This window comes from Stutzerimonas stutzeri (genome assembly GCF_000219605.1).
GTDB classification, from domain to species: Bacteria; Pseudomonadota; Gammaproteobacteria; order Pseudomonadales; family Pseudomonadaceae; genus Stutzerimonas; species Stutzerimonas stutzeri.
Genome location: NC_015740.1, coordinates 932,369 through 959,013 on the forward strand (window position 1 = coordinate 932,369; position 26,645 = coordinate 959,013).

Consider the following 26,645-nt stretch of genomic DNA (forward strand, 5'->3'; position numbering starts at 1 on the left):
TCATCCGGCTGCTACTCCTGCTCGACCCGGCGCCAGCTCTGGCGGCCCAGGCTGGCCGGATCTGGGTAGACGTTAACGCATTCCTGGCCTGTGCAATACTGGTAGGTCCCATCGGAATCCTGCGATAGCGTGCCGCCCCCTTCACCGTCCTGGCGGATGGCTGAGACGTTGGTTGTGCCTATGTCCGTTGTCGGGCGGTAGTCGAAGGCGTTGTGGGACGTTCTGCCGCCTGTGAAGGGGTTGATGGCATAGGTCCAGTTGTTCGCGCCGTCACCACATGGATCATCGTTAGGGATCAGCGTCTGGAAGAAGATCGTGCGGCCCAGCTGCGACATGTTTTCCACCACCATCTCCCCCTGGCTCTTGCGCAGGTTCAGAAACCAGCCGTTTTGTGCCGCTTGGGTGTCACTGCCCTGCCAGCTGACGTTGTTATTGCTCAGTACGAGACCTTGGCGCGTGGTGCCGTTGGCCTCGACGGTGGTTTGGGTTGTGATCGTCTGTTCCTGCAAGCTACTGCGAGCGATATTCGGGTCACTTGCTTCCTCGCCCAGCGTCTGTTTGTCCCAGATGCCATATACCGTTTGGGCGAAACTCTTGTCGCCTTCCTTGTCGCCGGTTTCGAAGAACTTGCCGGTACCGAATACGACCAGATAGCCGAAGCCAGTAGGGTGGAGCACTAGGCTTGGTGCTGATGTAATGGGCTGACGACCTTTGGTCCCGGTGTTTGCCACGGCGCTGAACAGCGGTTGGCCACCAAAGGCCACCTCGAAGTCATCAATGGCGTTTTCACTGTCATCTTCGGTGGTGAAGGGCGCCGTATCACTACGACCGTTACGCAGCAGGTCGAAACGCCAGAGATTGCCTTGCAGATCTCCTGCATAGGCGTAATCAGCTACGCCGTCGGCGTTGTAATCGGCAAGCTTCGGCGTCGAAAGGCCGTTGGCAATGCCGTTTACGCCTTCAACCTCAAGGCTTTTGAGGAGGGTGCCTTCCATTGCATCGACGATGAACAGAGCCGCCTTGCCGTTGGTGTTGTTGGCGCTTTCGTAGCCGTTACCAAATACGACGGCCCAGGTTCCGGTGTGCAGGCGCGCAATCGTAGGCTGGGAGAAGCTATAGCCCATCTTCACAGCTGCGTCAGCCGGCAGGCTGCTGTCATCGAATTCCCATAGCAGCTCTTCGCTTCCGGGGGACGTGATATCCAGTGCGAAAATGGATTTGCCGCCTGCCTTCAAGGTACCGACCAGGATGGTGCGCCACTCGGTGCCGTTATAGACATCGGCTACGACTGGGCTGCCGTCGACATAGAACTCATGGCTGTAATTGTTTCCGGTCAGTTTGTTCAACTTGTGGAAAACCGCGCTGGGGACGAAGGCGAACTCTTCGACGCCGGTCAGTGCATTGAAGCCATGCAGCATGCCGTCATTCCCGCCCACGTAAACGCGCGGCGTGCGGTTGGCGATGCTGGTCGCGAAGGTCGAGTAAGCAGTGTTCCCTTCCAGCCGGTTGCTGTAGTTGACGAGGTAACGTGGCCCTGTGACCACGGCTGGGCTTGATGAATAGAAATCTCCCAATACACCACTGCGGTGGCGGAATGGTGAGCCCTCATCACTGCGCTTGCCGCGCAGATACTCCAGTCGGCGTTGGCCAAGTGTGTCGGGCAGGTTGCTATTTTCCGGGTCGCGGCTGAGCAGGTTAGCTAACGTGCCGTCGGTATTCGCAGCGCCGGCGTTTTCCCAGCTGAAGTTCACCAGGCCGCTGTTCGTATTGCCAGCCATCTTGATGTTGCGGCTTTGCCACCCAGGCACCTGATTCTTGGCACTCCATATCTCGGAAGTCTCGAATGCGTTGTTTTGAGCGCTCCACGTTTTTTCGAAACGCTTGACGTCGCCCGACCAGTTGTCGTCGCTGGCATAGGACGTCTGATAGGAGACTGTCTTTACCGTACCGTTGTTGTTCTCGTCGGTGCTGACTTGACCAGAGTTGATTGCGGGCCTCGCCGCAGTGGATTTGCGATCAGCGATGCGGGACAGGATGTCATCAAATGCCTTAACCATCGCCTCCGGTCTGTCGACGCTGAAGAACTCGCCGCGAGAGTTGATGGCAGCGTGCCAGAGGTCGTAGACGTTGTTAGCGCTGCCGCTGGAGGCAGCTGGCCAGTTGGCTGTGCCTGCGAGTAGGTTGGAATAGCCTTGACCTGCGAATGTGCTGCCAGCCCAGGGAATGCTGGCATTGTTCAAGGACTCGGTCAGCCCCAGACCCATGACGAAGTTCGTCATATGCTGCCAGGTCGCTGGGTCATTACGCGGATCCCAGTAATCTGTGGTGTTGTCCCCGCTTTTGAAAGGCATATAAGCGGGCAGATCATTGTCGAGATTTGGATTGAGGTCTGTAGCCCAGTAGTGCATCGCAAGGTCAGCCAGGGTTTCGTTCGTGCTGTCGTAGTAGGGCTTGCGTTGGCTGTAGGCTCGTCCGTCGGGCAATGTAAAGTTCGCCGCGTCATGACGGAAATTACTTGGCATCGTGGTCGTGGCGTTCCACTGTCCGTCGGTCATGAGGATGTGGTAACTGGCCCGGCAGGCATATGTGTTTTGCGGAGTGTTGCCCGTGCCGTTAGGGTTCTTCTGCCACGGCGTGCTTGTGGTATAGAACTCACCAGCTCTTTTGAGAGCAGCTGGCAAGGGCGTGCTTTGGTCAAAGGCAATAGTTCGTAGCCACGCGTAGAGTTGCCCTTTATGAGTTGGGGAATATTCTTTGAAAGCGTTGTTTTTACATTGGCTATTGGGGTCGGTACTGCTGAACGTCGTGCAGTTACCTAGGCTCTGCCAGCTTAGGCGCACCGAGGGCGACAAGTCATAGAACGCCAGTGCAGCCGCAGTCACTGTGGAAAGAGCGCGGTTACGGTAAAAGGAGTACCAGTTAGCGAAATTCTGACGTTCGTCCGTGCTGATGAAATTTAGACGATAGCAACTGTCATTGACAGTGGTGCATGTCGGGGAGATAGAAGCGTCATATTTGTAATAGTAAGGGGGGACGCTGACTTGGGTTAAGCTAGCTGTGAAGCTATTGTTAGAGCCGGTGCAGGCCGCAGTTACAGTCACGCCTGCCATCGTTGCGGTCGCTGTACAGCTGTTTTTGCCAGTTCGGGTGATAGCGAAGGTGATGTCGCCCACGGTAACCGGGGTGGTATCGTTAGTTGTGCGGCTAGCGCTAGCGCTGAAGTCTGCTGCGGGATTTTGCGCTAAGCGGAATAAGGTTCCAGTGCTTCCGCCGTACTTTGTGAAGTCCGCGTACGTATAGCTCGAAGGTGCATTGGTGATCGGTACGTCCCAAGATACGCGGTAGTTGGCCTTGCTAAGGTCGACTGAGCCAACGGTGGTATTAAAACCGTTATGCCAAGCAGCAGTGAAACTCGTTGATAGCTGTTGCTCGACGCCCGCCGTTGTGAAAACGATGGGTGCTTTATAAATCACATTAGGGTTGTAGTAAATCGGGTTGTAATCGCTCGATTTGGCCCTGCGCGTTGTATGAGTAGCTCCCATGCTATCAGGCGCGAAAGCCCAGCGCATACTGCCCGAGTCGTCCAGTGTCAGCAACATGTTTGGCGGGACGCCAACAGTAAGACTTAATGGGCTCTGTGATACAGCAGCAAAGCTGTTGACTGCGCTCAGCAGTGCCACGCCGAACAACGCAGACGACAGCGTCTTGGCATGAGAATAGGTTCGAAAACGAAACATGATGTCGGCTCTCAATTGTTAAGGCCAAGGTAGATGTTGGCGTGCGTCGACTGCAGATAAAGAGCATCGCCAGTCTTGCCATTGTTGAGGTAGAAGTAGGTGCCGTTCCCTTCGCCACGGCCGCCATACTCCGCGTTCAGGGCTGCGTTGCCGGTCTCGTCCGCCAGAATGCTGTTGTAGGACGCATCTGCTTCAGTTTCTGCGGCGGGGTCTGTGCCACGGTAAGGCATCCAGACTTTCGACGTGATCGACAGGTCGTCCGCGCTGATGAGTTGCGGCTGGTCTACGAAGGCCAGGCGGCGATCGGGTTCTACTTCAAGCAGACATGGCTTATTGATGCCGTTGAGCTTTATCGTGTTCGAGGTCTCGCAGTTAGCCGCGTTAGCTTCAAGCTTGTCGGCCAAGTTGCCAGGACCGTAAAAACGAAACTCAGCTTCCCGCAATGCCGCGTCCGCAATGTTCTGCGTTTTCATGTCTTGGGCGCGGTTTGCCGTTATACGTGATTCAAGCGTCACGCCACGCATGCTGCTGACCGCAAGCACCGTTAGGACCAGGAGCATGACGAGTGATACGAGCAGCACCGCGCCGCCCTGAGACTTGCGAGTGTTAAGGCTCATGGCATGAGGTTCCTTAGGGTCTGAGTTGCTCCTGCAACTTGATAGATACGTCCGCTGTCTGCGTCCTGCAGACGGGTTTGTTCATCCGCGGGTGCCTCGACGAGCCAATCGGCAAGCACCTTCGAATCGTCGCTGTCACGCTGTCTGGCACGGCTGGTGAGCAGCAGCGAATAGCGCACGCTGCGAATGGCGCCGCTGGCCGGCGTCCAGTCGGCTTGCGAGATGAATGTCGTGACTTCCTTTTCCAGCATGTCTGCTTTGCCAACCCCAAAATCGAGCCGGAAATCGGCAATGCCGCGAAGCACCTCACCGTACTGTGGGCTGGGGGCGTTCAGGCTCTTGCAAAGCAGCGCGCCGCTCTGCAATTCCCCGTCGCTACTTGGCTCATACTTGAAAGCCAGAACGGTGAGTTCACTCGCATCTGGTGGCGACGAAGGGAATGCCTCGTTGTATACGACCGGGCTGGCAACGCCCTGACAGTCAAGTTCGTTGCTCACCTGTGGCTGGTATCGGATGCAGAAACCGATCCCTTCGTCGGGGTCGAGGCCAGTGGCTGCGTGGCCTGCGCTGAATGCCTGACATCCGCCGGTAGCTCCACGGGCAGGAAATACGATATCTAGCAATGCCGAAGGCGAGCGACGATACCCGGCCTTGCCCAGATAGTCGTTGATTACAAGAGCGGCGAAACGGCTGTTTTCCACGTTTCCCGCCTGATTCTGCTGGTAAACGTAGTTGCGCTTGTTGTCGATATAAACCTGGGTGATCCCGAGGATGAGGAAGCTGCTGATAACCAACGCGATCAACAGCTCGACCATGGACAGGCCGACTTCATGTTTCATGTGTTTCATGGTTCTACCCGAACGGTGTAGGTGCAGACGGTGTCGTCGGTATTGCTCGAGTCGAGACAGGCGCCTTCTCGAACTTGCCAGGCCATATGAATCTCGAGCATCGAGCCTTGGCCGTCGCAATTGCCCGGCGTGGAGCTTCGGCAGATGTAGGTATCGCTGTCGAACAGCTCGGCTCCGCCAGGTAGCGCTGCTTCCACCTTGTCCGCCCAGCAGTCACGCAACTCTTTTGCTGTCTGCGCTATTCGGGTCGGGCTAGCGACGCAGCTTTCACGATCAATGAAATCGCTTCCGGCCTCCTTGTAGAACATCGAGCTGCTTTTTAACCCGCTGTTCATGGGGAACTTTGGAGGGGAGGTGTTGAAAAGCTCTTTCGGGTGTGCCCGTATGATTTCGATAAGGTCTCCGGACAGAAGAATGGCCGTGTTGCGTTGTACGGAGTCCTGGGTGTATTGGATGCTGCGGCCTTGCAGCGCCACCATTCCAAGTACTCCGATGGTGGTCAGCAGTAGCGCTACGAGCACTTCGATCAGACTGAAGCCTTTATTGGTTTTCATCGCTTTCCTCATGGGGTGCAGCTGTCCAAGGCGGCTCCATCTTTCTGGCCTCGTGGGTAAAGAACGAGACCGCCGCTGGGTTGTACTTCGAGCAAGTAGCCGGTGGTGGGGTCTGCTTCGCGGCAGATGGTGAACTTGGCGGCTGTCGCGGTCCCGTTGGGGCGATACACGAGCTTGTTGTCGCTCAGGGCCGAACTGAGTATTTCAGCGTGCTCCGGATTGTGTTCGAGAACTCGCTCGGCTTCGTTGCTGCCGCTTTTGCGGATTTCCCATGGCGCGTTGCTTTTGATCTGCACTTCATATGGTTGCCGATTGAGCGCAGCCTGGCCGCGAGCGAACTGCAGGAAAGTGACCAGCTCCTCCGCCTTGCTTTGCACCTGGTTGCCGCGGATCAGCGCGTTGAAACTGGGAACGGCAATCGCGGCGAATATGCCAAGTAACACCAAGGTGATCATCAATTCGATCAGGGTGAATCCGTGCATGTCGGTTCGGCGTGACATGGTGTGCTCCAAGAGAATCGTGAGCGAATAATGCAAATGCACCAGTGTGTCTGTCCTTCTGCGGAAGATGGTTGGCACATATACGTGGATGGGCGGTCGGCCCTTCGATCTGCGTCAAATCAAGTTGTGACGGCGTCGATGTTCGTGTTCCTGCTCAAGCAATTCAGTCATCGACACAGATTCGCGTTGCTGGCGTTTTCTGCGGGCGACCCGGCTCGTACCCGACCTTGTCGATTGAGAATGAGCTGCCAGGCAATTTGCTGTTTGTAGCATTGGAAGAAGCGTCCATTGCTTGTGGGGCTGGTGCCGTTGTCACGGAAGCGCACGGAAGGGCTGAACCCCCTCCAGCGCAGCGTATGGGCCGGAAGCTGGGTGTGCTTCAGTATCTGGCCGCTCGGTGCACGAATGAGCCAACCATCCGTCCAGCTGGATGAGCAGCTCTTTCCGTTTCCGCTCCCGCATATCTCGATGGTCCGGCGCTGCAGAATCGCTTGCGTGCGGGCGGTGTACAGCGCGTTCTCGATCTCGTCTTTCAGTGCCTCCTGTCGATTCCGTTCAATCACCTCTCCAAATGCCGCGACGGCGATCGCGACAGCGATGCCCAGTATTGTCAGCGTGACGATCAGTTCGATAAGCGTGAAGCCTTGATTTCGGTTCGACATAGTGCGGTTCCTTTGCACGTATGATGTTCGGCCGTCCTGGCTGCTGTTCGCGCATGTCATGAAGAGATGCGCGAACGTTCTCTTTTAAAGCAGCGTGCCCGGCCGTCCAAGTCAGCTCGGGCGGAAATGTGAACCAGATTGTGGGAGAGGCTTGTGAATCAAGAAGTGATCGTTGTCGGCGGAGGCGTGATTGGTCTGCTATCGGCCTATCGAATGGCGGAAGCGGGGAAGTCGGTGTTGCTGCTGGAGTCTGGCGATGTCGGCAGCGAAGCCTCCTGGGCTGGCGGCGGGATCGTTTCGCCTCTGTACCCGTGGCGCTACAGCCCGGCGGTTACGGCGCTTGCGCATTGGTCGCAGGACTTCTACCCGCAGCTGGGTGAACGGCTGCTAAGCGAGACGGGCGTGGACCCCGAGGTGCATGTGACGGGGCTCTATTGGCTCGATCTGCACGACGAGGCCGAGGCGCTGAGTTGGGCCGAGCGCTATGGCCGACCTTTGCAATCGGTGTCGATGGAGGCGGTACATCGGGCGGTGCCTTCGCTGGGCGATGGGTACCAGCGGGCCGTGTATATGCAGGGAGTCGCCAACATTCGCAATCCGCGGCTGCTGCAGTCGTTACGCGGGGCGCTGGCAAGGTTGCCCAACGTGACGGTCGTCGAGCATTGCCCGGTCGAGGGCTTTCTGCAGGACGGCTCGCGGATCGTGGGCGTGAGGACGGCGCAGGGCGATATGCATGCCGAGCAGGTCGTGGTGGCGGCGGGCGCCTGGAGTGCACAGCTGCTGGCGACGCTGGGGCTGGAGATTCCGGTCAAGCCGATGAAGGGGCAGATGATCCTCTTCAAGTGCGCCGAAGACTTCCTGCCGAGCATGGTGCTGGCCAAGCGGCGCTATGCGATTCCGCGGCGCGACGGCCATATCCTGGTCGGCAGCACGCTGGAAGATGTCGGCTTCGACAAGACGCCCACCGAGGATGCGCTGCAAAGCCTGCGAGCGACCGCAATCGAATTGCTGCCCGCGCTGGCCAACGCGCAAGTGGTCAGACACTGGGCAGGTCTGCGGCCCGGTTCGCCGGACGGCGTGCCTTATATAGGACCGGTGAGCGGCTTCGATGGGCTGTGGCTGAACTGCGGGCACTTCCGCAACGGGCTGGTGCTGGCACCTGCGTCCTGCCAGCTTCTGGCGGATCTGATGCTCGGTCGCGAACCGATCGTGGACCCGGCACCTTATGCGCCAACCGGACGTATCGTCTGAGGCGCGCAGGCTCGAACTTTTCTCGCAGGTCGTCCGGCCGGCACTGGTCGTTGTCCGGGCGGCGGTCTGCTAGCTGGGCCGCAATGCTGGTAAATTAGCCGGCTGTTCGGTCCTGTCAGACAGGACCAGATTCGCGAGCGAGGTTTGCGTGGCCAAGAAAACCACTTCCCTGGCCGGCCTGGGTGGGCTGGTCTATTCCACCGACAGCGGTCGGCATTGTCCCGACTGCAGTCAGCCTCTGGGCAGCTGCGTGTGCAAGCAAAACCTCGTGCCCGAAGGCGACGGCATTGCGCGGGTACGTCGCGAGAGCAAGGGCCGGGGTGGCAAGACGGTGACGACTATCAGTGGCGTGCCTCTGCCGGAGAGCGAGCTCAAGGAGCTCGCCAGCGCGCTGAAACGCCGTTGTGGTACCGGCGGGGCGCTGAAAGACGGTGTCATCGAGATTCAGGGCGATCACGTGCAGCTGCTGCTCGACGAACTCGGCAAACGCGGCTTCAAGGCCAAGAAGTCTGGCGGCTGAGTGCCGCTGTGACAGCCTCACCAATTTTCACCTTTTTGCGCATATCGGCTGTCGAAGCCGCATAGCCTTCGCCGGGCACATCTGCTTGCGGCGAAACGTTCAATTCTTTCCGGGAGGCTTCGATGCCTGTACGACGCACACGCAAAGACGACGGTAGCCAGTGGACCGCTGCCGACAGCCGCAGCATCTATGGCATTCGCCACTGGGGCGCCGGTTACTTCGCCATCAATGATCAGGGCAACGTCGAGGTTCGCCCGCAGGGCCCCAGCGGCGAGCCGATCGAATTCAACGGGCTGATCGAACAACTGCGCGAGGCAGGGCTGTCGCTGCCGTTGCTGGTGCGCTTCCCCGGTATCCTGCAGGACCGCGTGCGGCGCCTGACTGGCGCCTTCGATGCCAACATCGAGCGCATGGAGTACGCCGGCAAGTACACCGCGTTGTACCCGATCAAGGTCAATCAGCAGGAAGCGGTGGTGGAGAACATCATCGCCACGCAGAACGTTTCCATCGGCCTGGAGGCAGGCTCCAAGCCGGAGCTGATGGCGGTGCTGGCGCTGGCGCCGAAGGGCGGCACCATCGTCTGCAATGGCTACAAGGATCGCGAGTTCATCCGCCTGGCGCTGATGGGTCAGAAGCTCGGCCACAAGGTGTTCATCGTCATCGAGAAGGAGTCCGAGGTCGGACTGGTGATCGAGGAGGCCAACGAGCTCAAGCTGACCCCGCAGGTCGGTCTGCGTGTGCGCCTGTCGTCGCTGGCATCGTCCAAATGGGCCGATACCGGTGGCGAGCGTTCCAAGTTCGGCTTGTCCGCAGCGCAGTTGCTCTCGGTGATCGAACGCTTCCGCGCCGCAGAAATGGATCAGGGCATCCGCCTGCTGCACTTCCACATGGGATCGCAGATCGCCAACCTGGCGGATTACCGTCAGGGCTTCCGTGAGGCTATCCGTTACTACGCCGAGCTACGGGCGTTGAACCTGCCGGTGGATTACATCGATGTCGGCGGCGGCCTGGGCGTCGACTACGACGGCACCCACTCGCGCAATGCCAGTTCGATCAACTACGACATCGACGAATATGCCGGTACCGTGGTCGGCATGCTCAAGGAGTTCTGCGAGGCGCAGGGGCTGCCGCATCCGAACATCTTCTCCGAGAGCGGTCGGGCGATGACGGCGCACCATGCGGTGCTGGTCATGCAGGTCACCGACGTCGAGCGGCACAACGACGAAATACCGCAGATCGACAACTACGGCGAGCTGCCGGACATCGTCCAGTCGCTGGCCGATCTGCTCGGGCCGACCGACCCGGAAATGGTCACCGAGACCTACTGGCGCGCCACCCATTACATGAGCGAGTCCAGCGCGCAGTACGCGTCCGGCAAGCTGACGCTGGCGCAGAAGGCGCTGGCCGAGCAGAGCTATTTCGCCATCTGCCGTCGTCTGTACAACCAGCTCAAGGCCCGTCAGCGCTCCCATCGGGCGGTGCTCGACGAGCTCAATGACAAGCTGGCGGACAAGTACATCTGCAATTTCTCGGTGTTCCAGAGCCTGCCCGATACCTGGGCGATCGACCAGATCCTGCCGATCGTGCCGCTGCAGCGGCTGACCGAGGAGCCGGTGCGGCGCGCCGTGCTGCAGGACCTGACCTGCGACTCGGACGGCAAGATCAAGCACTACGTCGACGAGCAGAGCATCGAGAGCAGCATGCCGGTGCACGAGGTCGCGCCTGGCGAGGAGTATTTCCTCGGGGTGTTCCTCGTGGGTGCCTATCAGGAAATTCTCGGCGACATGCACAACCTGTTCGGCGATACCGATTCGGTGAACGTCTATCAGCGCGAGGACGGTAGCTACTACCACGCCGGCATCGAGACCCATGACACCATCGAGGACATGCTGCGCTATGTGCATCTGTCGCCCGAGGAGCTGATGACCTACTACCGCGACAAGGTGGCCGGGGCCAAGTTGAGCGCCAAGGAACGCACGCAGTACATCGACGCGCTGCGCCTGGGACTGACGCGTTCGTCCTACCTGACGCCCTGATGGGTGCCCGGCGTCAGCCGGGCATGACGCCGAAGCCCCGTGCCATCAGCGCCGCCAGCAGGGGAATCATCGCGAGCAGCAGCAGCTCCAGGCGGATGGTCAGCTTGACCCATCTGGCGCTGCCGCTCGAGATGGTCGGTGCCTGGCCTGCCGCGAGAGCGGGGCGCCAGCGCAGAAAGGTCAGCGTCGGGTAGATGGACAGGACGGCGACGACTACGAACAAACCGACCTTGGCGTGAAAGAAGCTGTTCTTCAGATAGTAGTCCAGTCCCTTGCCGTAGAAGACCGCCCGGGCGATGCCGCTCGCCAGCACGGCCGCGGCCGTGATGCCAAAGGCTATATCGATGCGGAACAGGCTGCGCGCGCGCTCCAGCGTCAGCGGCTGGCGGAACAGCTGATGCTCCAGCAGCAACAGGGCAAAGAGCAGGAAGATCGCCAGGAAGTGGAGGTAGGCGGCAATGGCATAGGCCATGTTCAGCGTCCTTCGGAATGGGTGGTGCCAGGCGTGCTCATGGTAAACCAGGCGCTGCGGCGCTGCAGACGCAAGGCGAGCACGCCCAGGCAGATGCCACGCGTCAGCATGAAGGCGAGAAACGCCAGCCACAAGCCGTGATTGCCCAGCCCCTGCAGCAGCCAGCCCAGCGGCAACGTCAGCGCCACTGCCAGCAGCATGCTGTTGCGCATCTCCCGCGCGCGGGTGGCGCCGATGAACAGGCCATCGAGCAGATAGCTCCAGACCGCGATCAGCGGCAATGTCGCCAGATAGGGCAAGTAGGTCAGCGCGGTCTGGCGCACCTCGGGTATGTCGGTCTGCAACTGGATGAACAGCTGGCCGCCGAACAGAAAGAACAGGCCGAAGGCGATGCTGGCCAGCAATGACCAACCCCCGGCAACCACCATCACCCGTTGCAGTGCGTTGCGGTCGCCTGCACCGATGGCATGCCCGCTCAAGGCTTCCACCGCATGGGCCAGTCCGTCGAGGGCATGCGCGGTCAGCAGCAGGCCGTTGAGCAGCAGGGCGTTGGCGGCGACTGTGGCATCGCCCAGGCGGGTGCCCTGCACCGTGATCAGGAAGAACACCAGCTGCAGTGCCAGCGAGCGCAGGAAAATGTCGCGGTTGACCGCCATCAGCGGGCGCCAGCTTGTCCAGTGCCGCAGCGCGCGAGTGTCGAGTCGGCCGGGATAACGCGCCAGGGCCTTGCGAGTAAGGGCCAGGCCAAGCAGCGCGCCGCTCCATTCGGCGATCACCGAGGCGCGAGCGGCCCCGGCCACGCCCCAGTCGAGGCCGAGCACGAACCACAGGTCCAGCGCGACATTGATGAGGTTGGTCGTCAGCAGAATGGCCAGCGGCGCGCGGGCGTTCTGCGTGCCGAGAAACCAGCCGATCAGTGCATAGCTGGCCAGCGCGGCGGGCAGGCCGAACAGGCGCGTGTGAAAATAGTCGCGGGTCAGGTCGTTCAGTTCCGCCGAGGGCTGCATCAGCTGCAGCGCGGCGCCCTTGAGTGGCACCCCGAGCGTGCCCAGCAGCAGGGCGAAGCCGACGGCCAGCAACAGTCCCTGCAACAGTATCTGGCGCAGCGCGCCGCCATCCTGGCGGCCGGCTGCCTGTGCGGCGAAGCCGGTGGTACCCATGCGCAGGAAGCCCATCACCCACACCAGCAGCGTGTACAGGCTGCCGCCAACCGCTACCGCGCCCAGCTGGTGAGCGTGCGGCAGATGGCCGATCACGCTGCTGTCCACCAGCGCCACCAGCGGCACGGACAGGTTCGACAGGATCATCGGCGCCGCCAGCGCCCACACCTTCTGATGCGTGGGCGCGTGGCGCCAGGCGGCAAGCATGCGGGACATTACGGGCCTCCGGGACGGCCCGGCACTATACGTGGCCTGTGGGAAAAGAGGAAAAACCGCAGTGCCCGGGGCACACCGGGCGATGTATCGGCGCGATCAGTGAATCAGCCAGCTCAGCAGCCACAAGCCGAGGAACAGCCAGACCAGTCCGCCGATGATCGAGCCGCGGAAGAATGAGCGAACGGCCGCGACCAGCAACAGCAGGCCGATGACCAGCGCGACCAGGCTCAGCAGCGAGCGGTCCATCCCCAGCGTGCGTGACAACCCCTCGAGAAAGTTGTGCCCGGCGCGGGCAAACAGGCCGAAGAAGTCGGCCAGCCCTTCGACGATGAAACGTATGACGGTGCCGAGTGCCTGACCCAGCCACTCGAAGAATCCTTCTACCCGCATCTATCACTCTCCCAGATCGTTCGATTGCGGTGCGCAAGCGCAGCCCTGGGCATTGGGCTGCTGGCCGGGGCCGAGAGTTCAATGTCAGAGGGGAACAAGCGCGGCGGATGAGGGTCGGAATGTCCCTGCGTAGTGCGTGACGCATCCGTCGCGATTCCTGCCTTCATTCAACTGCAACAAGTCCCGGGCAGCCTGCCCACACGACTTCAACGAGTAGACACCATGCGAGCCCTCGCCATCGCGCAGCTGGGACGACTGGCGACGCTGCGCCCCTTGAGCTGGGCCTGTGGCCTGCTGCTGTTCTGCCTGCTGTACCTTGCCGTCACGCTGCATCTGGATGAGCGGCTGTTCTACACACTGAAAACCACCTGGCATGAGAACAGCTGGGAGCGTCGCAGCCTGTGGCTGCCGGAATACCGGGCGAGAATCGATGCGTTGCCCGTGGCAACGGTGAAGGACAACCTTTCCGGGCTGACCTACGACGAGCGTCGTGGTCACCTGTGGGCCGTGGTCAACAACCCCGAGGAGCTGTTGGCGCTGGGCCGTGATGGGACGTTCATCGCGCGCTACCCGCTGCAGGGCTTCGAAGACGTCGAGGGCGTGACCTATCTGGGTGACGACCTGCTGGTGCTGACCGAGGAACGCCAGCAGGCGCTGGTGGTGGTGCAAGTGCCGAACCTGGCCGGCCCGCTGCGCCGCGCCGATGCACGCTCCATCACGCTGGCGCTGAACGAGGCGGACAACACCGGTTTCGAAGGCGTCGGTTACGACCGAGCGGGCGATCGTCTGTTCGTGGTCAAGGAGCATTCGCCGCGCAAGCTCTATGAAATCCACGGCATCAAGCGCAGCCTGGCCGGCGACATGGACATCAAGATCATCGACCGCCAGGCCTGGATCGACAAGCTTGACATGGCCAGCGACCTGTCGTCGGTGCATTTCGACGAGCAGACCGGTCACCTCGTGTTGCTCAGCGACGAGGCGAAGATGATGCTGGAGCTGGATGCCGAGGGGGAGCTGGTCAGTTTCCGCTCGCTATGGCGCGGTTTCGCCGGGCTCGAGCGCAGCGTGCCGCAGGCCGAGGGCATGACGTTCGACGCTCAGGGCAATCTTTATCTGGTCAGCGAGCCCAACCTGTTCTACGCCTTCGAGCATCAGTGAGAATGACCTGGCTGTGCAAACCTAGCCACGCTGGATCAGCCAGACACCGCCGAAGATCAGCAACAGGCCGGCCACCTTGCCGAGGCTGATGGGCGACTGGCGGAAACCGGCCCAGCCGAAGTGGTCCAGCAGCAGGGCGACGAACAACTGCCCGGCCAGCAGCAACGCCATGAACAGCAGCGCGCCGGTGCGCGGCGCGGCGAAGGCGGCGGTGGCGATAAAGAACGCGCCCAGCAGGCCGCCGGTCCATTGCCACCAGCTCAGTGCCTTGAGGGACTGCAGCGCCGGCAGGTCGCGCTGGGTCAGCACAATGAGGAACAGGGCCAGAGTGCCGACAGCGAAGGAAAGCAGCGCCGCGCCCATGACGTTGCCGAGCTGGCGAGCCACCTGACCGTTGATTCCGGCCTGCAAAGGCAGCATGGCTCCGGCAATGAACGGCAGGGTGAGCAACCACCAGGCAACAGCAGGCATTTCAGGTCTCCAAGGATCAGCGGCGCGACAGTATGGCGAGCGCGGCAGTCACTCGCCAGCACCGCGGCAGGTTCAGGCGCTTGGCTCAGTGCGGTGGGTACTGCGACAGCACCCGCGCCACCAGCTCGCGCATGCTGCCAGTGCGCTCGTCGGGCGTGCCCTGGCGGTTGCGCAGTACCTGTTCGGCACTGCCACGCCAGACCAGCTTGCCGTCGGTGGCGTCATACAGATCGATCTGCAAGGTGCCGACCTGACAGTCGATGGTGCGGGTATCGGTGAACATCGGTCCGCCCCAGTAGCCGTACCAGGGGTTGCCCCAGGCGCCGGAAGTGGTCGTGTATTGCTGGGTGCGCTGGTCGACGATGTACCAGGCCTGCACCTGCACGCCGGCCGCGGCACTCGCCGTGGCGGGCCGCAGCCCGCGCTGGTCCAGTTGCTCGGCAATGGCGTCGCGGATGCGCTGCTCGGTGAGGTCGCTCTGTATGCGCGGGTCATCCGGCCGGTACTGCAGCGCCGGCTCCTTCCAGCTCCAGGCGCGATAGGCGGAGAAATCCCGTGTCGGATCAAAATCACGCTGCACCTGCGGGCCCTGGCAGGCGACGAGGGCGAGGAGTAGGGGAATCAGCAACAGGCGGCGGAACATGATCGTTCTCCAGGGAAGGGTCTGCTCAGTCTAGGCCCGGCGCCTTCGTTCGGCGCGTAGCCACTTGCCGCACTCAGCGCGGCGGATAATCGGCCAGCGCCCGCTCGACGGCCTGGCGCACCGCATCTTGCTGCTTGGCCCGGCTGCCGCTCAGGCGCGCTTCGGCACGATTGCTCCAGACCGATTGCCCGGAGGCCGCATCGAACATCTCGATGCGCACCGAGACGACTTCCTCCTCGTAGTTGCGCACGATGGGCACACTGGTGCCGACGCCATACCCGGTGCCGTAGCCACCGCCATAACGGCCTACGCCGACATGCGGGCCGTAGCCGTAGTTGTCGTAGGTCTGGCGGACTCGGGTTTCCTTGCTGGCGCTGGCGCTGATCCGTACATCACCCGGAGCGTTGCCCGGGGCCGGGCGCAGACCACGTTGATCGAGTGCGCCGGCGACCATTTCCTGCAGTTCTTCACCGCTGATCGAGGCCGTACCCGGTGGCGGGCTGCGCCAGCTCCAGTGCTGGTAGCTGGAGAAGTCCCGGGGCGCGGCCGGGTAGGTGGGCGCCTGGATCTGTTCCACCGGAGGGGCGGGCGGGATCGGCGCCGATTCATCGGTATAGGGGTTCTGGCTCTGGCAGGCCGCGAGGGTAAGGCAGAGCAAGGGCAAGAACGCGCGGTTCGACATGGAAACCTCCCGGCCGGCTCAGCGTGGTCGGCACAACCAGTGCAGATAGCGCCCGAGGCCGGCGAAGGTGGGATGGCGGCGGTAGGCCAGCTCCATCTCGATGAGGTCGGCCGGCTCGGTGCGGGCCTGGAAATCGGCGGGCATGTAGTCATGGAAAACGCGCACGCCACTGCTGAATTCGACCTGCCAGTGCGGCGCGAGTTGCGCAGCCAGTTCGCGTGGGTCCAGCGGTTGCTGCGGGGTCAGGCTCTGCCGTTCGCCGGCATAGGTCTGGCTGCGCAGCTTCTTGAAGTGGCCCTTGAGCAGGTTGCGGTAGATCAGCGCATCGCGGTTGTAGAAGGCCAGCGACAGCCAGCCATCGGCCGCGGTCAGGCGGTGCAGCACCGGCAGGATCGCTTGGGGCTCGGCGAGCCACTCCAGCACGGCGTGGCAGATGACCAAGTCGAAGCGGCCGTCGACACGCGCTTCCACCTCCTGCCAGGGCGCCTGGATGAAGGTGGCCTGCTGACCGGCGTCGGCGAACTGCTGGCGGGCGCCTTGCAGCATCGGTTCGGCGGGCTCGGCGAGGGTGACCGCATGGCCCTGCTGCGCCAGCCAGAGGCTCATATGGCCGAGCCCGGCGCCGATGTCCAGCACCCGCAGCGGGCGCGGCGGCAGGATCTCGGCCAGGTCGGCCTGCAGCACGGCCAGGCGGATCGCGCCCTTGGCGCCGCCGTAGATCTTCTCGGCGAAACGCGTCGCCAGCTCGTCGAAATGGCGGTCGCTCATCGGACGAAGCGCCGCTCGTTGTCGGCCAGCTTGTCCAGCAGCGCCTGTTCCATGTCGATCCCCAGCTCGCTGCACATCAGCAGCAGGTACATGAGGATGTCGCCGACCTCCTGGCCAGCGTGCTCGAGCTTGTCGGCCGATAGCTGGCGCGACTCGTCCTCGGTCTGCCACTGGAAGATTTCCACCAGCTCGGCCATTTCCACGCTGGCGGCCATGGCGAGGTTCTTCGGGCTGTGAAAGCGCTGCCAGTCGTTGCGATCGCGGATCGCATGCAGGCGCTGGGTGATCTGTTCGATGTTCATCAGGGGAGGCGGGCTGTTCGAAAGACGACAAGCTTCCGCCAGTGCGTCGGCGCCCGCAAGAGGGCGTCAGCCGCGGCGGACCTTCAGCTCGCGCTCGATGGCGATCACGCCGGGGCGGTAGTCGCCCTGTTCGATGGCGCGAATGGCCTGCTCCAGCACCTGCTCGGCGATCTGTGCGTGCTGCTGGGAAATCGCGTTGACCCGGATCGGCAGGAAATCCAGCAACTGCGCATCACCGAAGGTGCCCAGCCGCAGCTGTTCGGGCCAGAGCAGGTTGCGCTCGCGCAGCGCGTCGAACACGCCTTCCAGCAGCACGTAGGCGGTGGTGATCAGCGCATCGGGCAGCGCGCCGCGGTCGAGCAGGGCGAGCATCTGCGCGCGGCCGCAGGCGCGGCTGAACTGCTCGGCACGCAGGATGCTGACCGGCCCGCGGTGCTGCGCCAGTGCCTGCTGGAAACCTTCCTCGCGCTGCTGGCTGATGCGCAGCGCCGGGCGCGCGCTGATCAGGGCGACATGCGCCTCGGGCGGCACGTCCAGCGAGCGGGTCAGCTGCGCGCCGGCCTCGCGGTCGTCGCTGACCACCGAACTGAAGTGCTCGGCATCCAGCGCACGGTCCAGCGCGATCACCGGCGTGCCGGTCGCCTGGACCTTGCGGTACCCGGCATCGTCCGCCGGCAGGCAGCTGGCGACGATCAGCGCATCGCAGCGTCGCGAGCGCAGCACCTGAATGACCTGGCGCTCGGTGTCCGGCTCGTCGTCCGTCCCGGCGATCAGCAACTGGTAGCCGCGCTGTCGCGCACGCTGCTCGAGCAGCTTGGCCAGGCGTGCATAGCTGGGGTTTTCCAGGTCCGGCACGATGAAACCGAGGGTCCGGGACTGCCCGCGGCGCAGCCCGGCGGCCTGCTGGTCGAGCTGGAAACCCTGCTGCTCGGCGACCGCCAGCACGCGCTCGACCGTGGCTGGACTGATCCGTCGCTGCGCGGCCTTGCCGTTGAGCACGTAGCTGGCGGTGGTTACCGAAACGTTGGCGAGGCGGGCGATGTCGGTCAGTTTCAACTGGGGGCCTAAGACGGGTGGTATGAACTCGGGCTTCTAGAATTACCCAATATTGCGTAATGTGCCAGCCTTGGCTGAAACGTTTCAGCAGCTCTCAGGTCTGAAGCGCCAGCCCAGGATTCGGGCAATGCCGGCGCATCGTCGGCCACAACAATCGCGAGCCCCGCAGGAGTTCTTCATGCTTGAGTTGAATGCGCAGCACATCCACATGCATCAGGTCGCGGCGGACAAACCGGCCGCGCTGGCCCTGCTCGGCGAGGTGCTGGTCGCCGACGGGCTGGTGGCGCCCGGCTACCTGGACGGCTTGCGCGCACGCGAAGCCCAGGGCTCGACCTTTCTCGGCCAGGGCATCGCGATCCCCCATGGCACCCCGGAAACCCGCGATCAGGTGTTCACCACGGGCGTGCGGCTGCTGCATTTTCCGGAGGGCGTCGACTGGGGCAACGGCCAGCAGGTCCACCTTGCCATCGGCATCGCCGCGCGTTCCGACGAGCATCTGCGTCTGCTGCAGCTGCTGACCCGCGCTCTCGGTGAGGGCGACCTCAGTGAGGCGCTGCAGAAGGCCGAAAGCCCCGAGGCGATCATCGCGCTGCTGCAGGGCGCGCCGCAGGAACTGGCGCTCGATGGCGAGCTGGTGGGGCTGGGCGTCGCCGCCGAGGACTTCGATGAGCTGGCCTGGCAGGGCGTCAAGCTGCTCAAGCGCGCCGAATGCGTGGTCTCTGGCTTCAATGCCGGGCTCGCGCTCGACCAGGCCTTGCCGCTGGGTGAGGGCCTCTGGTGGCTGAGCAGCGAGCAGTCGGTGCAGCGACCGGGGCTGGCGTTCGTCACACCCGCCGCGTCGCTGGATCATCACGGCCAGCCGCTCAACGGCCTGTTCGTGCTGGCCAGTCTCGGTGAAGCGCACCGGGCGATGCTCGAACGCCTGTGCAACCTGCTGATTGAGGGGCGCGGCGCGGAGCTGAGCCAGGCGACTTCCAGTCGCACAGTGCTCGAAGCCCTGGGCGGCGACGTGCCGGCGGACTGGCCGAGCGCCCGCGTGCCGCTGGCCAATGCCCACGGCCTGCACGCACGGCCCGCCAAGGTGCTGACCGAGGTCGCACAGGCCTTTGCCGGCGAGATCCGCGTGCGCCTGGCCGGCAGCCAGAGCGCGGGGGTGTCGGCCAAGAGCCTGAGCAAGCTGCTGGTGATGGGCTCGCATCGCGGGCAGGTGCTGGAGTTCATCGCCGAGCCCTCGATCGCCGACGATGCCTTGCCGGCGTTGGTGCGCGCGGTGGAGGAAGGGCTGGGCGAGGAAATCGAGCCGCTGCCAGTCGGCGGGGAACCGGCGGAGCCGCCAGCTGCCACCGTGCAACTGAACGAAGCCGCCCAGGACGTGCCCGCCTTGCGGGCCGGCGAGCAGGTGATCGGCATCGCCGCCTCGCCCGGCATCGCCATCGGCCCGGTGCTGGTGCGCAAGCCGCAGGCGATTGACTATCCGCGGCGCGGCGAATCGCCCGCCGTCGAGCTGCAGCGGCTCGACGCGGCGCTGGACAAGGTGTTCGCGGAAATCGGCACGCTGATCGCGCAGAGCCAGGTCGCCAGCATCCGCGACATCTTTACCACCCACCAGGCCATGCTCAGGGATCCTGCCCTGCGCGAAGAGGTGCAGGTGTGCCTGCAGAAAGGCCTCAGCGCCGAGGCGGCCTGGATGGAGGAAATCGAAAGCGCGGCGCAGCAGCAGGAGGCGCTGCATGACCAGCTGCTCGCCGAGCGTGCGGCCGACCTGCGCGACGTGGGCCGCCGCGTGCTGGCCTGCCTGGCCGGTGTCGAAGCCGAGCAGGCCCCGGACGAGCCCTACATTCTGGTGATGGACGAGGTGGCGCCGTCGGACGTCGCCACCCTCAATGCCCAGCGCGTCGCCGGCATTCTCACCGCCGGCGGCGGCGCCACCTCGCACAGCGCCATCATTGCCCGGGCGTTGGGTATTCCGGCCATCGTCGGCGCCGGGCCCGGTGTGCTCGGCCTGGCGCCCAACACCTTGCTGCTACTCGATGGCGAGCGCGGTGAGCTGCTGGTAGCGCCGAGCGATACGCAGCTCGAACAGGCCCGGGGCGAGCGCGCCGCGCGGGAGGAACGCAAGCGCCTGGCCCATGAGCGACGTCTGGAGCCGGCGATCACCCGTGACGGCCATCCGGTGGAGATCGCTGCCAACATCGGCGCCGCCGGCGAGACGCCCGAGGCGGTGGCGCTCGGTGCCGAGGGCATCGGCCTGCTGCGCACCGAGCTGGTGTTCATGAACCACGCTCAGGCGCCGGATCAGGCGACCCAGGAAGCCGAATACCGCCGTGTGCTGGAAGCCCTCGAAGGCCGGCCCCTGGTGGTGCGCACGCTCGATGTCGGCGGCGATAAGCCGCTGCCGTACTGGCCGATGCCGGCCGAGGAGAACCCCTTCCTCGGTGTGCGCGGCATTCGCCTGAGCCTGCAGCGCCCGGACATCCTCGAAACCCAGCTGCGTGCCTTGCTCGCCTCCGCCGACGGCCGGCCGCTGCGGATCATGTTTCCCATGGTCGGCAATATCGAGGAATGGCGCACCGCCAAGGCGCTGGTCGATCGCCTGCGCGTCGAATTGCCGGTGGCCGACCTGCAGGTGGGCATCATGATCGAGATCCCGTCCGCCGCGCTGATCGCGCCGGTGCTGGCGCAGGAAGTCGATTTTTTCAGCATCGGTACCAACGATCTGACCCAGTACACGCTGGCCATCGACCGCGGCCACCCGACTCTTTCAGGGCAGGCTGACGGCTTGCACCCGGCCGTGTTGCGTCTGATCGGTATGACGGTGGAAGCCGCCCACGCGCAGGGCAAATGGGTGGGCGTCTGCGGCGAGCTGGCCGCCGATGCGCTGGCGATACCGATGCTGGTGGGGCTGGGCGTTGATGAGTTGAGCGTGTCGGCGCGCAGCATTGCGCTGGTCAAGGCGCGGGTGCGCGAGCTGAACTTCGTCGCCTGTCAGCAACTCGCTCAGCAGGCCCTGATGTTGCCCGGCGCCCATGAAGTGCGCGCCTTCGTCGGGGAGCACTGCTGATGGCGCGCGTATTGACCGTCACCCTCAATCCCGCGCTGGATCTCACCGTGCAGCTGCCCGCGCTGCGCCTGGGCGAAGTCAATCGCAGCGACAACCTGCAGGTGCACGCCGCGGGCAAGGGGCTCAATGTCGCCCAGGTCCTGGCCGATCTCGGCCATCAGCTGACCGTGACCGGCTTTCTCGGCGAAGCCAATGCCCAGCCTTTCGAGCAGCTGTTCGCCGCACGGGGCTTTGCCGACGAGTTCGTCCGCGTGGCGGGCGAGACCCGCAGCAACATCAAGCTGGCCGAGGCGGATGGGCGGATCACCGATATCAATGGCCCGGGGCTGGAGGTCGGTGCCGCCCAGCGCGACGAGCTGCTAGCCCGCCTCGAACGCATGGTGCCTGGCCATGAGCTGGTCGTGGTGGCCGGCAGCCTGCCGCGCGGCGTCGAGGCTCCGTGGTTCGTCGAGCTGCTGCAGCAGCTCGCGCGGCTCGGTGCGCGTGTCGCGCTGGACACCAGTGGCGCGGCGCTGCGCGAAGGGCTGGCCCTGTCACCCTGGCTGATCAAGCCCAACGAAGAGGAACTGGCCCAGGCCCGCGACCTCGATCCGGCCGACGCGCAGGCCCTGGCCGACGAGGCTCGGCGCCTGAATGCCCGCATCGAGCATGTCGTGATGTCCCAGGGCGCCGCCGGGGTCAGCTGGTTTTCGCCGGCTGCCGCCTGGCATGCCCAGCCGCCGAAGGTGCGGGTGGTCAGCACCGTGGGCGCCGGGGATTCGCTGCTGGCCGGCATGCTCCACGGCTTGCTGGCGGGTTGGCCGGCCGAGCGAACGCTGGCGCATGCCACGGCGATTGCCGCTCAGGCCGTCGGCCAAATCGGCTTCGGCATCACTGATCGGGCGCAACTGGCCGAGCTTGAAGCGGCCGTGCGGTTGCAGCCGCTCAGCCAATAATTACAAGAGGTGAAGGAATGAATCTGCTCATCATCACGGCCTGCCCCAACGGAATGGTCACCAGCGTGCTGACCTCGCGCCTGCTCGAAGCCGCGGCTCATCGCCTGGGCTGGTCGACCGCCGTGGAAGTCCACGATCCCAAGGCCATCGGCTCGCCGCTCACGGCCGAACAGATCGCCGAGGCCGACTTGGTCGTGGTGGTGAAAACCGGGCCATTGTCGCTGCAACGCTTCGTCGGCAAGCGTGTCGTGCAGTCGACCCCGTCCGAGGCCCTGCTCGACCCAGAAGGCTTCCTGCGCAGCGCCGCCGATACCGCAGCCGAATTGCAGCCGGTCGACGAAGCCGACGCCGCGCCGTCCGCCGGCAAACCCAAGCTGGTGGCCATCACCGCATGCCCGACCGGCGTGGCGCACACCTTCATGGCCGCCGAGGCGCTGCAGCAGGCCGCCGCGCGCAAGGGCTACGACCTGCAGGTGGAGACGCGTGGCTCGGTGGGCGCGCGCAACGTGCTGGACCCCCAGGCCATCGAGGAAGCCGACGCGGTGCTGCTGGCGACCGATATCGAGGTGGATGTCACCCGTTTCGCCGGCAAGCGCGTGTTCCGCTGCGGCACCGGTGTCGCACTGAAGCAACCGGAGGCGACGCTGGATCGTGCGCTGCAGGAAGCGGCCGTGCTCGGCGGTGGCGTCACGGCAAGTGCCGCTACGGGAGAGCAGAAAGCGGAGAAGACCGGTGTCTACAAACACCTGCTGACCGGGGTGTCCTACATGCTGCCGATGGTGGTGGCGGGCGGTTTGTTGATCGCCCTGTCGTTCGTCTTCGGCATCGAGGCGTTCAAGGAGGAGGGCACGCTAGCCGCTGCCTTGATGAAGATCGGCGGCGAAACCGCTTTCCAGCTGATGGTGCCGCTGCTGGCCGGCTACATCGCCTATTCCATCGCCGACCGCCCGGGCCTGGCGCCCGGCATGATCGGCGGCTTGCTGGCCGGCACGCTCGGCGCGGGCTTCATTGGCGGCATCATCGCCGGTTTCGTCGCCGGCTATGCGGCCAAGGCGGTGAGTCGCTGGATTCCACTGCCGGCCAGCATCGAATCGCTCAAGCCGATCCTGATCATTCCGCTGCTGGCCAGCCTGGTGACGGGCCTGGTGATGATCTACATCGTCGGCACGCCGGTGGCGAAGCTGCTCGCCGGGCTCACCGAGTTCCTCGACACCATGGGCACCTCCAACGCGATCCTGCTCGGGCTGCTGCTGGGCACCATGATGTGCGTCGACCTCGGTGGGCCGGTGAACAAGGCGGCCTATGCCTTCTCCGTCGGGCTGCTCGCCTCGCAAAGCTACGCGCCGATGGCCGCGACCATGGCCGCCGGCATGGTGCCGCCGATCGGCATGGGCATCGCCACGCTGATCGCCCGCCGCAAGTTCGCCCAGACCGAGCGCGAAGCCGGCAAGGCCGCGCTGGTGCTGGGTTGCTGCTTCATCTCCGAGGGCGCGATTCCCTTCGCTGCCAAGGACCCGCTGCGGGTGATTCCGGCCAGCATCGCCGGTGGTGCACTGACCGGCGCGCTGTCCATGGCGTTCGGTGCCAAGCTGCTGGCGCCCCATGGCGGGCTGTTCGTGCTGCTGATTCCCAACGCGATCAACCATGCATTGCTCTACCTGGTCGCGATCCTGGCCGGGAGCCTGCTGACCGGGGTGGTCTACGCGCTGATCAAGCGGCCCGAGACTCAGCCGCTTGCGGTCGGTGCGGCCGCCTGACCGGCAGGCCAAAAGGGCTGAACTAAAGGGCTCCGCGCCGCATCCACTACAAGCTGGCGAAGACTTTGTGTCAGAAGGTTTCGCCAGCTTTTTGCTTTGCATCGATCTGGCTGGAGACTGCGATGAGTATCGATTACGGGGCGCGGCCCCTGCGTATCACCCTGACCGCCCTGGTGATTCTGGTACTGGGTGCGCTCATGACCATCGGCGGCGGCTACCTCGCGACGTTGGGCGGTTCCTGGTACTACCTGGTCGCCGGTGTCGGTCTGCTGGTGGTGGCCGGCCTGCTGTTCACCCGGCGGCGCGCGGCGATCTGGCTGTACGCGACGTTGCTGCTGGGCACGCTGGCCTGGACGTTCTACGAGGTGCGCTTCGACTGGTGGCAGCTGGCACCGCGGATCGACCTCTGGTGCATCCTCGGGCTCTGGCTGATCCTGCCCTTCGTCAATCGCCATGTCAGCGATCGGCTGATCTGGCGCGACGGTGCGAGCGGTCTGCTCGGGATCGGCCTGCTGGCCGGTGCGCTGATGGCAGGCTATTCGCTGACGCAGGACTACCACTCGATCACCGGTGAGTTCAGCGACGCGCAGATGCAGGGTCTGGCCCCGGAAGGTCAGGCCGGACGCCAGGCCAGCGAGTGGACGGCCTATGGCGGCTCCGACCGGGGCGACCGCTACGCTCCGGCGGACCTGATCACGCCGGCCAATGGCGGCAAGCTGAAGAAGGCCTGGGAGTTCCACACCGGCGATCTGCCGGGTGAGGGCGACCCCGGCGAGATCACCTACCAGGTCACACCGCTGAAGGTTGGCGACAACCTGTTCATCTGCACCCCGCACAGCATCGCCATCGCGGTGGATGCCGACACCGGCGAGGAGCGCTGGCGCTTCGATCCGAGCATCAATCGCGATGCCGAGTACTACCAGCACATGACCTGCCGCGGTCTGGCCTACCACGACGCCACGGCCTACAGCCAGGCGCCGGCCTCTGCGGCCGAGCCGGCTGCGCGTTGCGAGCGCCGATTGTTCCTGCCGACCAATGACGGCACGCTGATCGCCCTGGACGTTGCCGACGGCAAGCCCTGCGAGGACTTCGGTGATGCCGGCACGGTGGACCTCAAGGCCGGGCTGGGCGAGGGCGCGCTGGGCGTCTACCTGCCGACTTCGCCGCCCGTGGTGACCGAGAAGCTGGTCATCGTCGGTGGCTCGATCACCGACAACGGTGCGGTGGATTCCCCCAGCGGGGTGATCCGCGCCTATGACGTGCGCAGCGGCGAGCTGGTATGGAATTTCGACCCGGGCAATCCGGACGCCACCGAGCCCCTGGCCCCCGGCGAAACCTACGTGCGCAGCACGCCGAACTCCTGGACCATCGCCACCGCCGACGAGTCGCTGGGGCTGGTCTACATCCCCACCGGCAACCAGACGCCGGACCAGTGGGCGCAGCCGCGAACGCCGGAATCCGAGCGCTTCACGGACACTCTGGTAGCGCTGGACCTGGCGAGCGGTCAGGTGCGCTGGGAATTCCAGACGGTGCACCACGATCTCTGGGATCGCGACTTGCCCTCGCAGCCCACGCTGGTGGATATCGACGGGCCGCAGGGCAAGGTCCCGGCCATCATCCAGCCGACCAAGCGCGGCGACCTGTACATCCTCGACCGGCGTACTGGCGAGCCCATCGTGCCGGTCGACGAGATGCCCGTGCCGCAAGGCACCGACTACGGCGAGTTCACCGCGCCCACGCAGCCCTATTCGGCCGTAAGCTACGCGCCGGACGAGCCACTGCGCGAGCGCGACATGTGGGGTGGCACGCCGCTGGACCAGATGATGTGCCGCATCCAGTTCCGCCAGCTGCGCTACGAGGGCGATTTCACGCCGCCGTCGGAGCAGGGCTCGCTGATCTACCCGGGCAACGTGGGAACCTTTAACTGGCCGTCCGTGGCCGTCGATCCGAGCCGCCAGCTGCTGTTCGGCGCACCGAACTACCTGGCCTTCGTCTCGACCATGGTCAACCGTGATGACGTCGATCCGGAGGAGCGCACCGGTGGTGGCGAGACCGGTCTGCAGCCGAACCTCGGCGCGCCGTACATGGTGCGGCTGGAGCCCTTCCTGTCGGTGCTCGGCCTGCCTTGCCAGACGCCACCCTGGGGTTACGTCACCGCGCTGGACCTGCGCAGCATGAAAAAGGTCTGGATGCACAAGAACGGCACCAGCCGCGACAGCGCGCCCTTGGGCATCCCGCTGCCGGTGGGTACGCCAGCGCTGGGTGGGCCGATCGTCACCGCGGGTGGCGTGGCCTTCATGAGCGGGACCCTGGACTACTACCTGCGCGCCTACGACCTGCAAAACGGCAAGGAACTGTGGAAAGGTCGCCTGCCCGCCGGTGGCCAGGCGACGCCGATGACCTACGTGTCCGAGAAGACCGGCAAGCAGTACGTGGTGCAGATGGCCGGCGGGCATGGCTCGTTCGGCACCAAGCTGGGTGACTCCTTGATCGCCTGGACACTTGAGGAGTAGGTTATAGGGGTGGGGGTGTTAGTCGCGGCGCTAGGCATGGCCGCCAGCCCCTCACCCTAGCCCTCTCCCCAGAGGAGAGAGGGGACTGGACCGAGTTGGGTTGCCGGTCCGGTGTAGGGTGGAATGCATGATGTGCCTGCCATCTAAGGATGGTTCGGTGGCTTCACTCAGGCCACCGTTCCCCGTTGGAGAGGAAGGGGCGAGGCCGGGCTTCGACCCATACCGGCATAACTCGCTCGGTACCAAACTGGGTGATTCATTGATCGCCTGGACGCTTGAGGAGTAGCTGATAGGGCTGTGGGTTTTAGTTGCGGCGCTAGGCATGGCGGCCAGCCC

Annotated in this window: 23 protein-coding genes; 8 read left to right on the top strand and 15 right to left on the bottom strand. The window is 64.0% G+C overall.

The window, feature by feature from the left end:
- Positions 1 to 11 precede the first annotated feature (11 nt).
- From PSTAB_RS04375 to PSTAB_RS04400, 6 genes are all read right to left on the bottom strand, one after another.
- Complete coding sequence (locus PSTAB_RS04375; RefSeq protein WP_172600240.1) at positions 12 to 3,737, bottom strand: pilus assembly protein; 3,726 nt, start codon at positions 3,735 to 3,737, stop codon at positions 12 to 14.
- A gap of 11 nt (positions 3,738 to 3,748) precedes the next feature.
- The gene (locus tag PSTAB_RS04380) at positions 3,749 to 4,354 is read right to left on the bottom strand and encodes a PilX N-terminal domain-containing pilus assembly protein (RefSeq protein ID WP_013981874.1); all 606 of its coding nucleotides are present in this window, start codon (positions 4,352 to 4,354) and stop codon (positions 3,749 to 3,751) included.
- Positions 4,351 to 5,202: a PilW family protein gene (locus PSTAB_RS04385; protein WP_041771644.1), complete on the bottom strand. Its 852-nt coding sequence runs from the start codon at positions 5,200 to 5,202 to the stop codon at positions 4,351 to 4,353. The genes PSTAB_RS04380 and PSTAB_RS04385 overlap by 4 nt, the downstream gene beginning before the upstream one ends.
- Positions 5,199 to 5,756, bottom strand: coding sequence for a type IV pilus modification protein PilV (gene pilV / locus PSTAB_RS04390; RefSeq protein WP_013981876.1), 558 nt, complete (start codon positions 5,754 to 5,756; stop codon positions 5,199 to 5,201). The genes PSTAB_RS04385 and pilV overlap by 4 nt, the downstream gene beginning before the upstream one ends.
- Positions 5,757 to 5,764: 8 nt before the next feature.
- Positions 5,765 to 6,256, bottom strand: a complete 492-nt coding sequence (locus tag PSTAB_RS04395) for a GspH/FimT family pseudopilin (RefSeq protein ID WP_013981877.1) — start codon at positions 6,254 to 6,256, stop codon at positions 5,765 to 5,767.
- A gap of 167 nt (positions 6,257 to 6,423) precedes the next feature.
- On the bottom strand, positions 6,424 to 6,918 hold the full coding sequence (locus tag PSTAB_RS04400; RefSeq protein WP_041771646.1) for a GspH/FimT family pseudopilin: 495 nt from the start codon (positions 6,916 to 6,918) through the stop codon (positions 6,424 to 6,426).
- Positions 6,919 to 7,071: 153 nt separating this feature from the next.
- Here PSTAB_RS04400 and thiO point away from each other — a divergent pair, with 153 nt between their 5' ends.
- The 3 genes from thiO (at position 7,072) to speA (ending at position 10,725) form a co-directional block, all read left to right on the top strand.
- On the top strand, positions 7,072 to 8,169 hold the full coding sequence (gene thiO / locus PSTAB_RS04405) for a glycine oxidase ThiO (RefSeq protein ID WP_013981878.1): 1,098 nt from the start codon (positions 7,072 to 7,074) through the stop codon (positions 8,167 to 8,169).
- A gap of 148 nt (positions 8,170 to 8,317) precedes the next feature.
- Complete coding sequence (locus PSTAB_RS04410; RefSeq protein ID WP_013981879.1) at positions 8,318 to 8,689, top strand: translation initiation factor Sui1; 372 nt, start codon at positions 8,318 to 8,320, stop codon at positions 8,687 to 8,689.
- Between the two features lie 122 nt (positions 8,690 to 8,811).
- Positions 8,812 to 10,725 carry an arginine decarboxylase gene (gene speA, locus PSTAB_RS04415; protein ID WP_013981880.1) on the top strand — a complete coding sequence of 638 codons (1,914 nt, stop codon included), beginning with the start codon at positions 8,812 to 8,814 and terminating at the stop codon, positions 10,723 to 10,725.
- A 13-nt stretch (positions 10,726 to 10,738) separates the two neighbouring features.
- On the opposite strand, the gene PSTAB_RS04420 is transcribed toward speA, so the two are convergent.
- From PSTAB_RS04420 to PSTAB_RS04430, 3 genes are all read right to left on the bottom strand, one after another.
- Positions 10,739 to 11,197, bottom strand: a complete 459-nt coding sequence (locus PSTAB_RS04420; protein WP_011912167.1) for a DUF2214 family protein — start codon at positions 11,195 to 11,197, stop codon at positions 10,739 to 10,741.
- Between the two features lie 2 nt (positions 11,198 to 11,199).
- Positions 11,200 to 12,573, bottom strand: a complete 1,374-nt coding sequence (locus tag PSTAB_RS04425; protein ID WP_013981881.1) for an MATE family efflux transporter — start codon at positions 12,571 to 12,573, stop codon at positions 11,200 to 11,202.
- 96 nt (positions 12,574 to 12,669) lie between these two features.
- The gene (locus PSTAB_RS04430) at positions 12,670 to 12,963 is read right to left on the bottom strand and encodes a hypothetical protein (RefSeq protein ID WP_011912169.1); all 294 of its coding nucleotides are present in this window, start codon (positions 12,961 to 12,963) and stop codon (positions 12,670 to 12,672) included.
- 222 nt (positions 12,964 to 13,185) lie between these two features.
- On the opposite strand from PSTAB_RS04430, the gene PSTAB_RS04435 reads away from it, so the two are divergent.
- Positions 13,186 to 14,121 carry an SdiA-regulated domain-containing protein gene (locus PSTAB_RS04435; RefSeq protein WP_011912170.1) on the top strand — a complete coding sequence of 312 codons (936 nt, stop codon included), beginning with the start codon at positions 13,186 to 13,188 and terminating at the stop codon, positions 14,119 to 14,121.
- 21 nt (positions 14,122 to 14,142) lie between these two features.
- Here the strand turns inward: PSTAB_RS04435 and PSTAB_RS04440 are convergent, their stop codons facing one another.
- From PSTAB_RS04440 to cra, 6 genes are all read right to left on the bottom strand, one after another.
- Positions 14,143 to 14,592 (bottom strand): DMT family transporter, encoded by a 450-nt coding sequence (locus PSTAB_RS04440; RefSeq protein WP_013981882.1) that lies wholly within the window; start codon positions 14,590 to 14,592, stop codon positions 14,143 to 14,145.
- Between the two features lie 85 nt (positions 14,593 to 14,677).
- Positions 14,678 to 15,235 carry a DUF4136 domain-containing protein gene (locus PSTAB_RS04445; protein WP_013981883.1) on the bottom strand — a complete coding sequence of 186 codons (558 nt, stop codon included), beginning with the start codon at positions 15,233 to 15,235 and terminating at the stop codon, positions 14,678 to 14,680.
- A 73-nt stretch (positions 15,236 to 15,308) separates the two neighbouring features.
- Positions 15,309 to 15,917: a DUF4136 domain-containing protein gene (locus PSTAB_RS04450; RefSeq protein WP_013981884.1), complete on the bottom strand. Its 609-nt coding sequence runs from the start codon at positions 15,915 to 15,917 to the stop codon at positions 15,309 to 15,311.
- 18 nt (positions 15,918 to 15,935) lie between these two features.
- The gene (locus PSTAB_RS04455; RefSeq protein ID WP_013981885.1) at positions 15,936 to 16,685 is read right to left on the bottom strand and encodes a methyltransferase domain-containing protein; all 750 of its coding nucleotides are present in this window, start codon (positions 16,683 to 16,685) and stop codon (positions 15,936 to 15,938) included.
- The gene (locus PSTAB_RS04460; RefSeq protein ID WP_013981886.1) at positions 16,682 to 16,987 is read right to left on the bottom strand and encodes a nucleotide pyrophosphohydrolase; all 306 of its coding nucleotides are present in this window, start codon (positions 16,985 to 16,987) and stop codon (positions 16,682 to 16,684) included. Before PSTAB_RS04460 ends, PSTAB_RS04455 begins: the two co-directional genes overlap by 4 nt.
- 66 nt (positions 16,988 to 17,053) lie before the next feature.
- Entirely contained in the window at positions 17,054 to 18,043 is a 990-nt protein-coding gene (gene cra / locus PSTAB_RS04465; RefSeq protein WP_013981887.1) for a catabolite repressor/activator, read from the bottom strand.
- Between the two features lie 178 nt (positions 18,044 to 18,221).
- Here cra and ptsP point away from each other — a divergent pair, with 178 nt between their 5' ends.
- The 4 genes from ptsP to PSTAB_RS04485 all read left to right on the top strand — a co-directional run bounded on the left by ptsP (position 18,222) and on the right by PSTAB_RS04485 (position 26,309).
- On the top strand, positions 18,222 to 21,104 hold the full coding sequence (ptsP, locus tag PSTAB_RS04470) for a phosphoenolpyruvate--protein phosphotransferase (RefSeq protein WP_041771648.1): 2,883 nt from the start codon (positions 18,222 to 18,224) through the stop codon (positions 21,102 to 21,104).
- The gene (gene pfkB / locus PSTAB_RS04475; RefSeq protein WP_013981889.1) at positions 21,104 to 22,039 is read left to right on the top strand and encodes a 1-phosphofructokinase; all 936 of its coding nucleotides are present in this window, start codon (positions 21,104 to 21,106) and stop codon (positions 22,037 to 22,039) included. Before ptsP ends, pfkB begins: the two co-directional genes overlap by 1 nt.
- A 17-nt stretch (positions 22,040 to 22,056) precedes the next feature.
- Positions 22,057 to 23,796: a PTS fructose-like transporter subunit IIB gene (locus PSTAB_RS04480; RefSeq protein ID WP_013981890.1), complete on the top strand. Its 1,740-nt coding sequence runs from the start codon at positions 22,057 to 22,059 to the stop codon at positions 23,794 to 23,796.
- A gap of 122 nt (positions 23,797 to 23,918) precedes the next feature.
- Positions 23,919 to 26,309, top strand: a complete 2,391-nt coding sequence (locus PSTAB_RS04485; RefSeq protein WP_013981891.1) for a membrane-bound PQQ-dependent dehydrogenase, glucose/quinate/shikimate family — start codon at positions 23,919 to 23,921, stop codon at positions 26,307 to 26,309.
- Positions 26,310 to 26,645 lie beyond the last annotated feature (336 nt).

Coding starts and splice junctions, on each gene's coding strand:
- PSTAB_RS04375 (WP_172600240.1), bottom strand. CDS start 3,737: ATGTTTCGTTTTCGAACCTATTCTCATGCCAAGACGCTGTCGTCTGCG.
- PSTAB_RS04380 (WP_013981874.1), bottom strand. CDS start 4,354: ATGAGCCTTAACACTCGCAAGTCTCAGGGCGGCGCGGTGCTGCTCGTA.
- PSTAB_RS04385 (WP_041771644.1), bottom strand. CDS start 5,202: ATGAAACACATGAAACATGAAGTCGGCCTGTCCATGGTCGAGCTGTTG.
- pilV (WP_013981876.1), bottom strand. CDS start 5,756: ATGAAAACCAATAAAGGCTTCAGTCTGATCGAAGTGCTCGTAGCGCTA.
- PSTAB_RS04395 (WP_013981877.1), bottom strand. CDS start 6,256: ATGTCACGCCGAACCGACATGCACGGATTCACCCTGATCGAATTGATG.
- PSTAB_RS04400 (WP_041771646.1), bottom strand. CDS start 6,918: ATGTCGAACCGAAATCAAGGCTTCACGCTTATCGAACTGATCGTCACG.
- speA (WP_013981880.1), top strand. CDS start 8,812: ATGCCTGTACGACGCACACGCAAAGACGACGGTAGCCAGTGGACCGCT.
- PSTAB_RS04420 (WP_011912167.1), bottom strand. CDS start 11,197: ATGGCCTATGCCATTGCCGCCTACCTCCACTTCCTGGCGATCTTCCTG.
- PSTAB_RS04425 (WP_013981881.1), bottom strand. CDS start 12,573: ATGTCCCGCATGCTTGCCGCCTGGCGCCACGCGCCCACGCATCAGAAG.
- PSTAB_RS04430 (WP_011912169.1), bottom strand. CDS start 12,963: ATGCGGGTAGAAGGATTCTTCGAGTGGCTGGGTCAGGCACTCGGCACC.
- PSTAB_RS04435 (WP_011912170.1), top strand. CDS start 13,186: ATGCGAGCCCTCGCCATCGCGCAGCTGGGACGACTGGCGACGCTGCGC.
- PSTAB_RS04440 (WP_013981882.1), bottom strand. CDS start 14,592: ATGCCTGCTGTTGCCTGGTGGTTGCTCACCCTGCCGTTCATTGCCGGA.
- PSTAB_RS04445 (WP_013981883.1), bottom strand. CDS start 15,235: ATGTTCCGCCGCCTGTTGCTGATTCCCCTACTCCTCGCCCTCGTCGCC.
- PSTAB_RS04450 (WP_013981884.1), bottom strand. CDS start 15,917: ATGTCGAACCGCGCGTTCTTGCCCTTGCTCTGCCTTACCCTCGCGGCC.
- PSTAB_RS04455 (WP_013981885.1), bottom strand. CDS start 16,685: ATGAGCGACCGCCATTTCGACGAGCTGGCGACGCGTTTCGCCGAGAAG.
- PSTAB_RS04460 (WP_013981886.1), bottom strand. CDS start 16,987: ATGAACATCGAACAGATCACCCAGCGCCTGCATGCGATCCGCGATCGC.
- ptsP (WP_041771648.1), top strand. CDS start 18,222: ATGCTTGAGTTGAATGCGCAGCACATCCACATGCATCAGGTCGCGGCG.
- pfkB (WP_013981889.1), top strand. CDS start 21,104: ATGGCGCGCGTATTGACCGTCACCCTCAATCCCGCGCTGGATCTCACC.
- PSTAB_RS04480 (WP_013981890.1), top strand. CDS start 22,057: ATGAATCTGCTCATCATCACGGCCTGCCCCAACGGAATGGTCACCAGC.
- PSTAB_RS04485 (WP_013981891.1), top strand. CDS start 23,919: ATGAGTATCGATTACGGGGCGCGGCCCCTGCGTATCACCCTGACCGCC.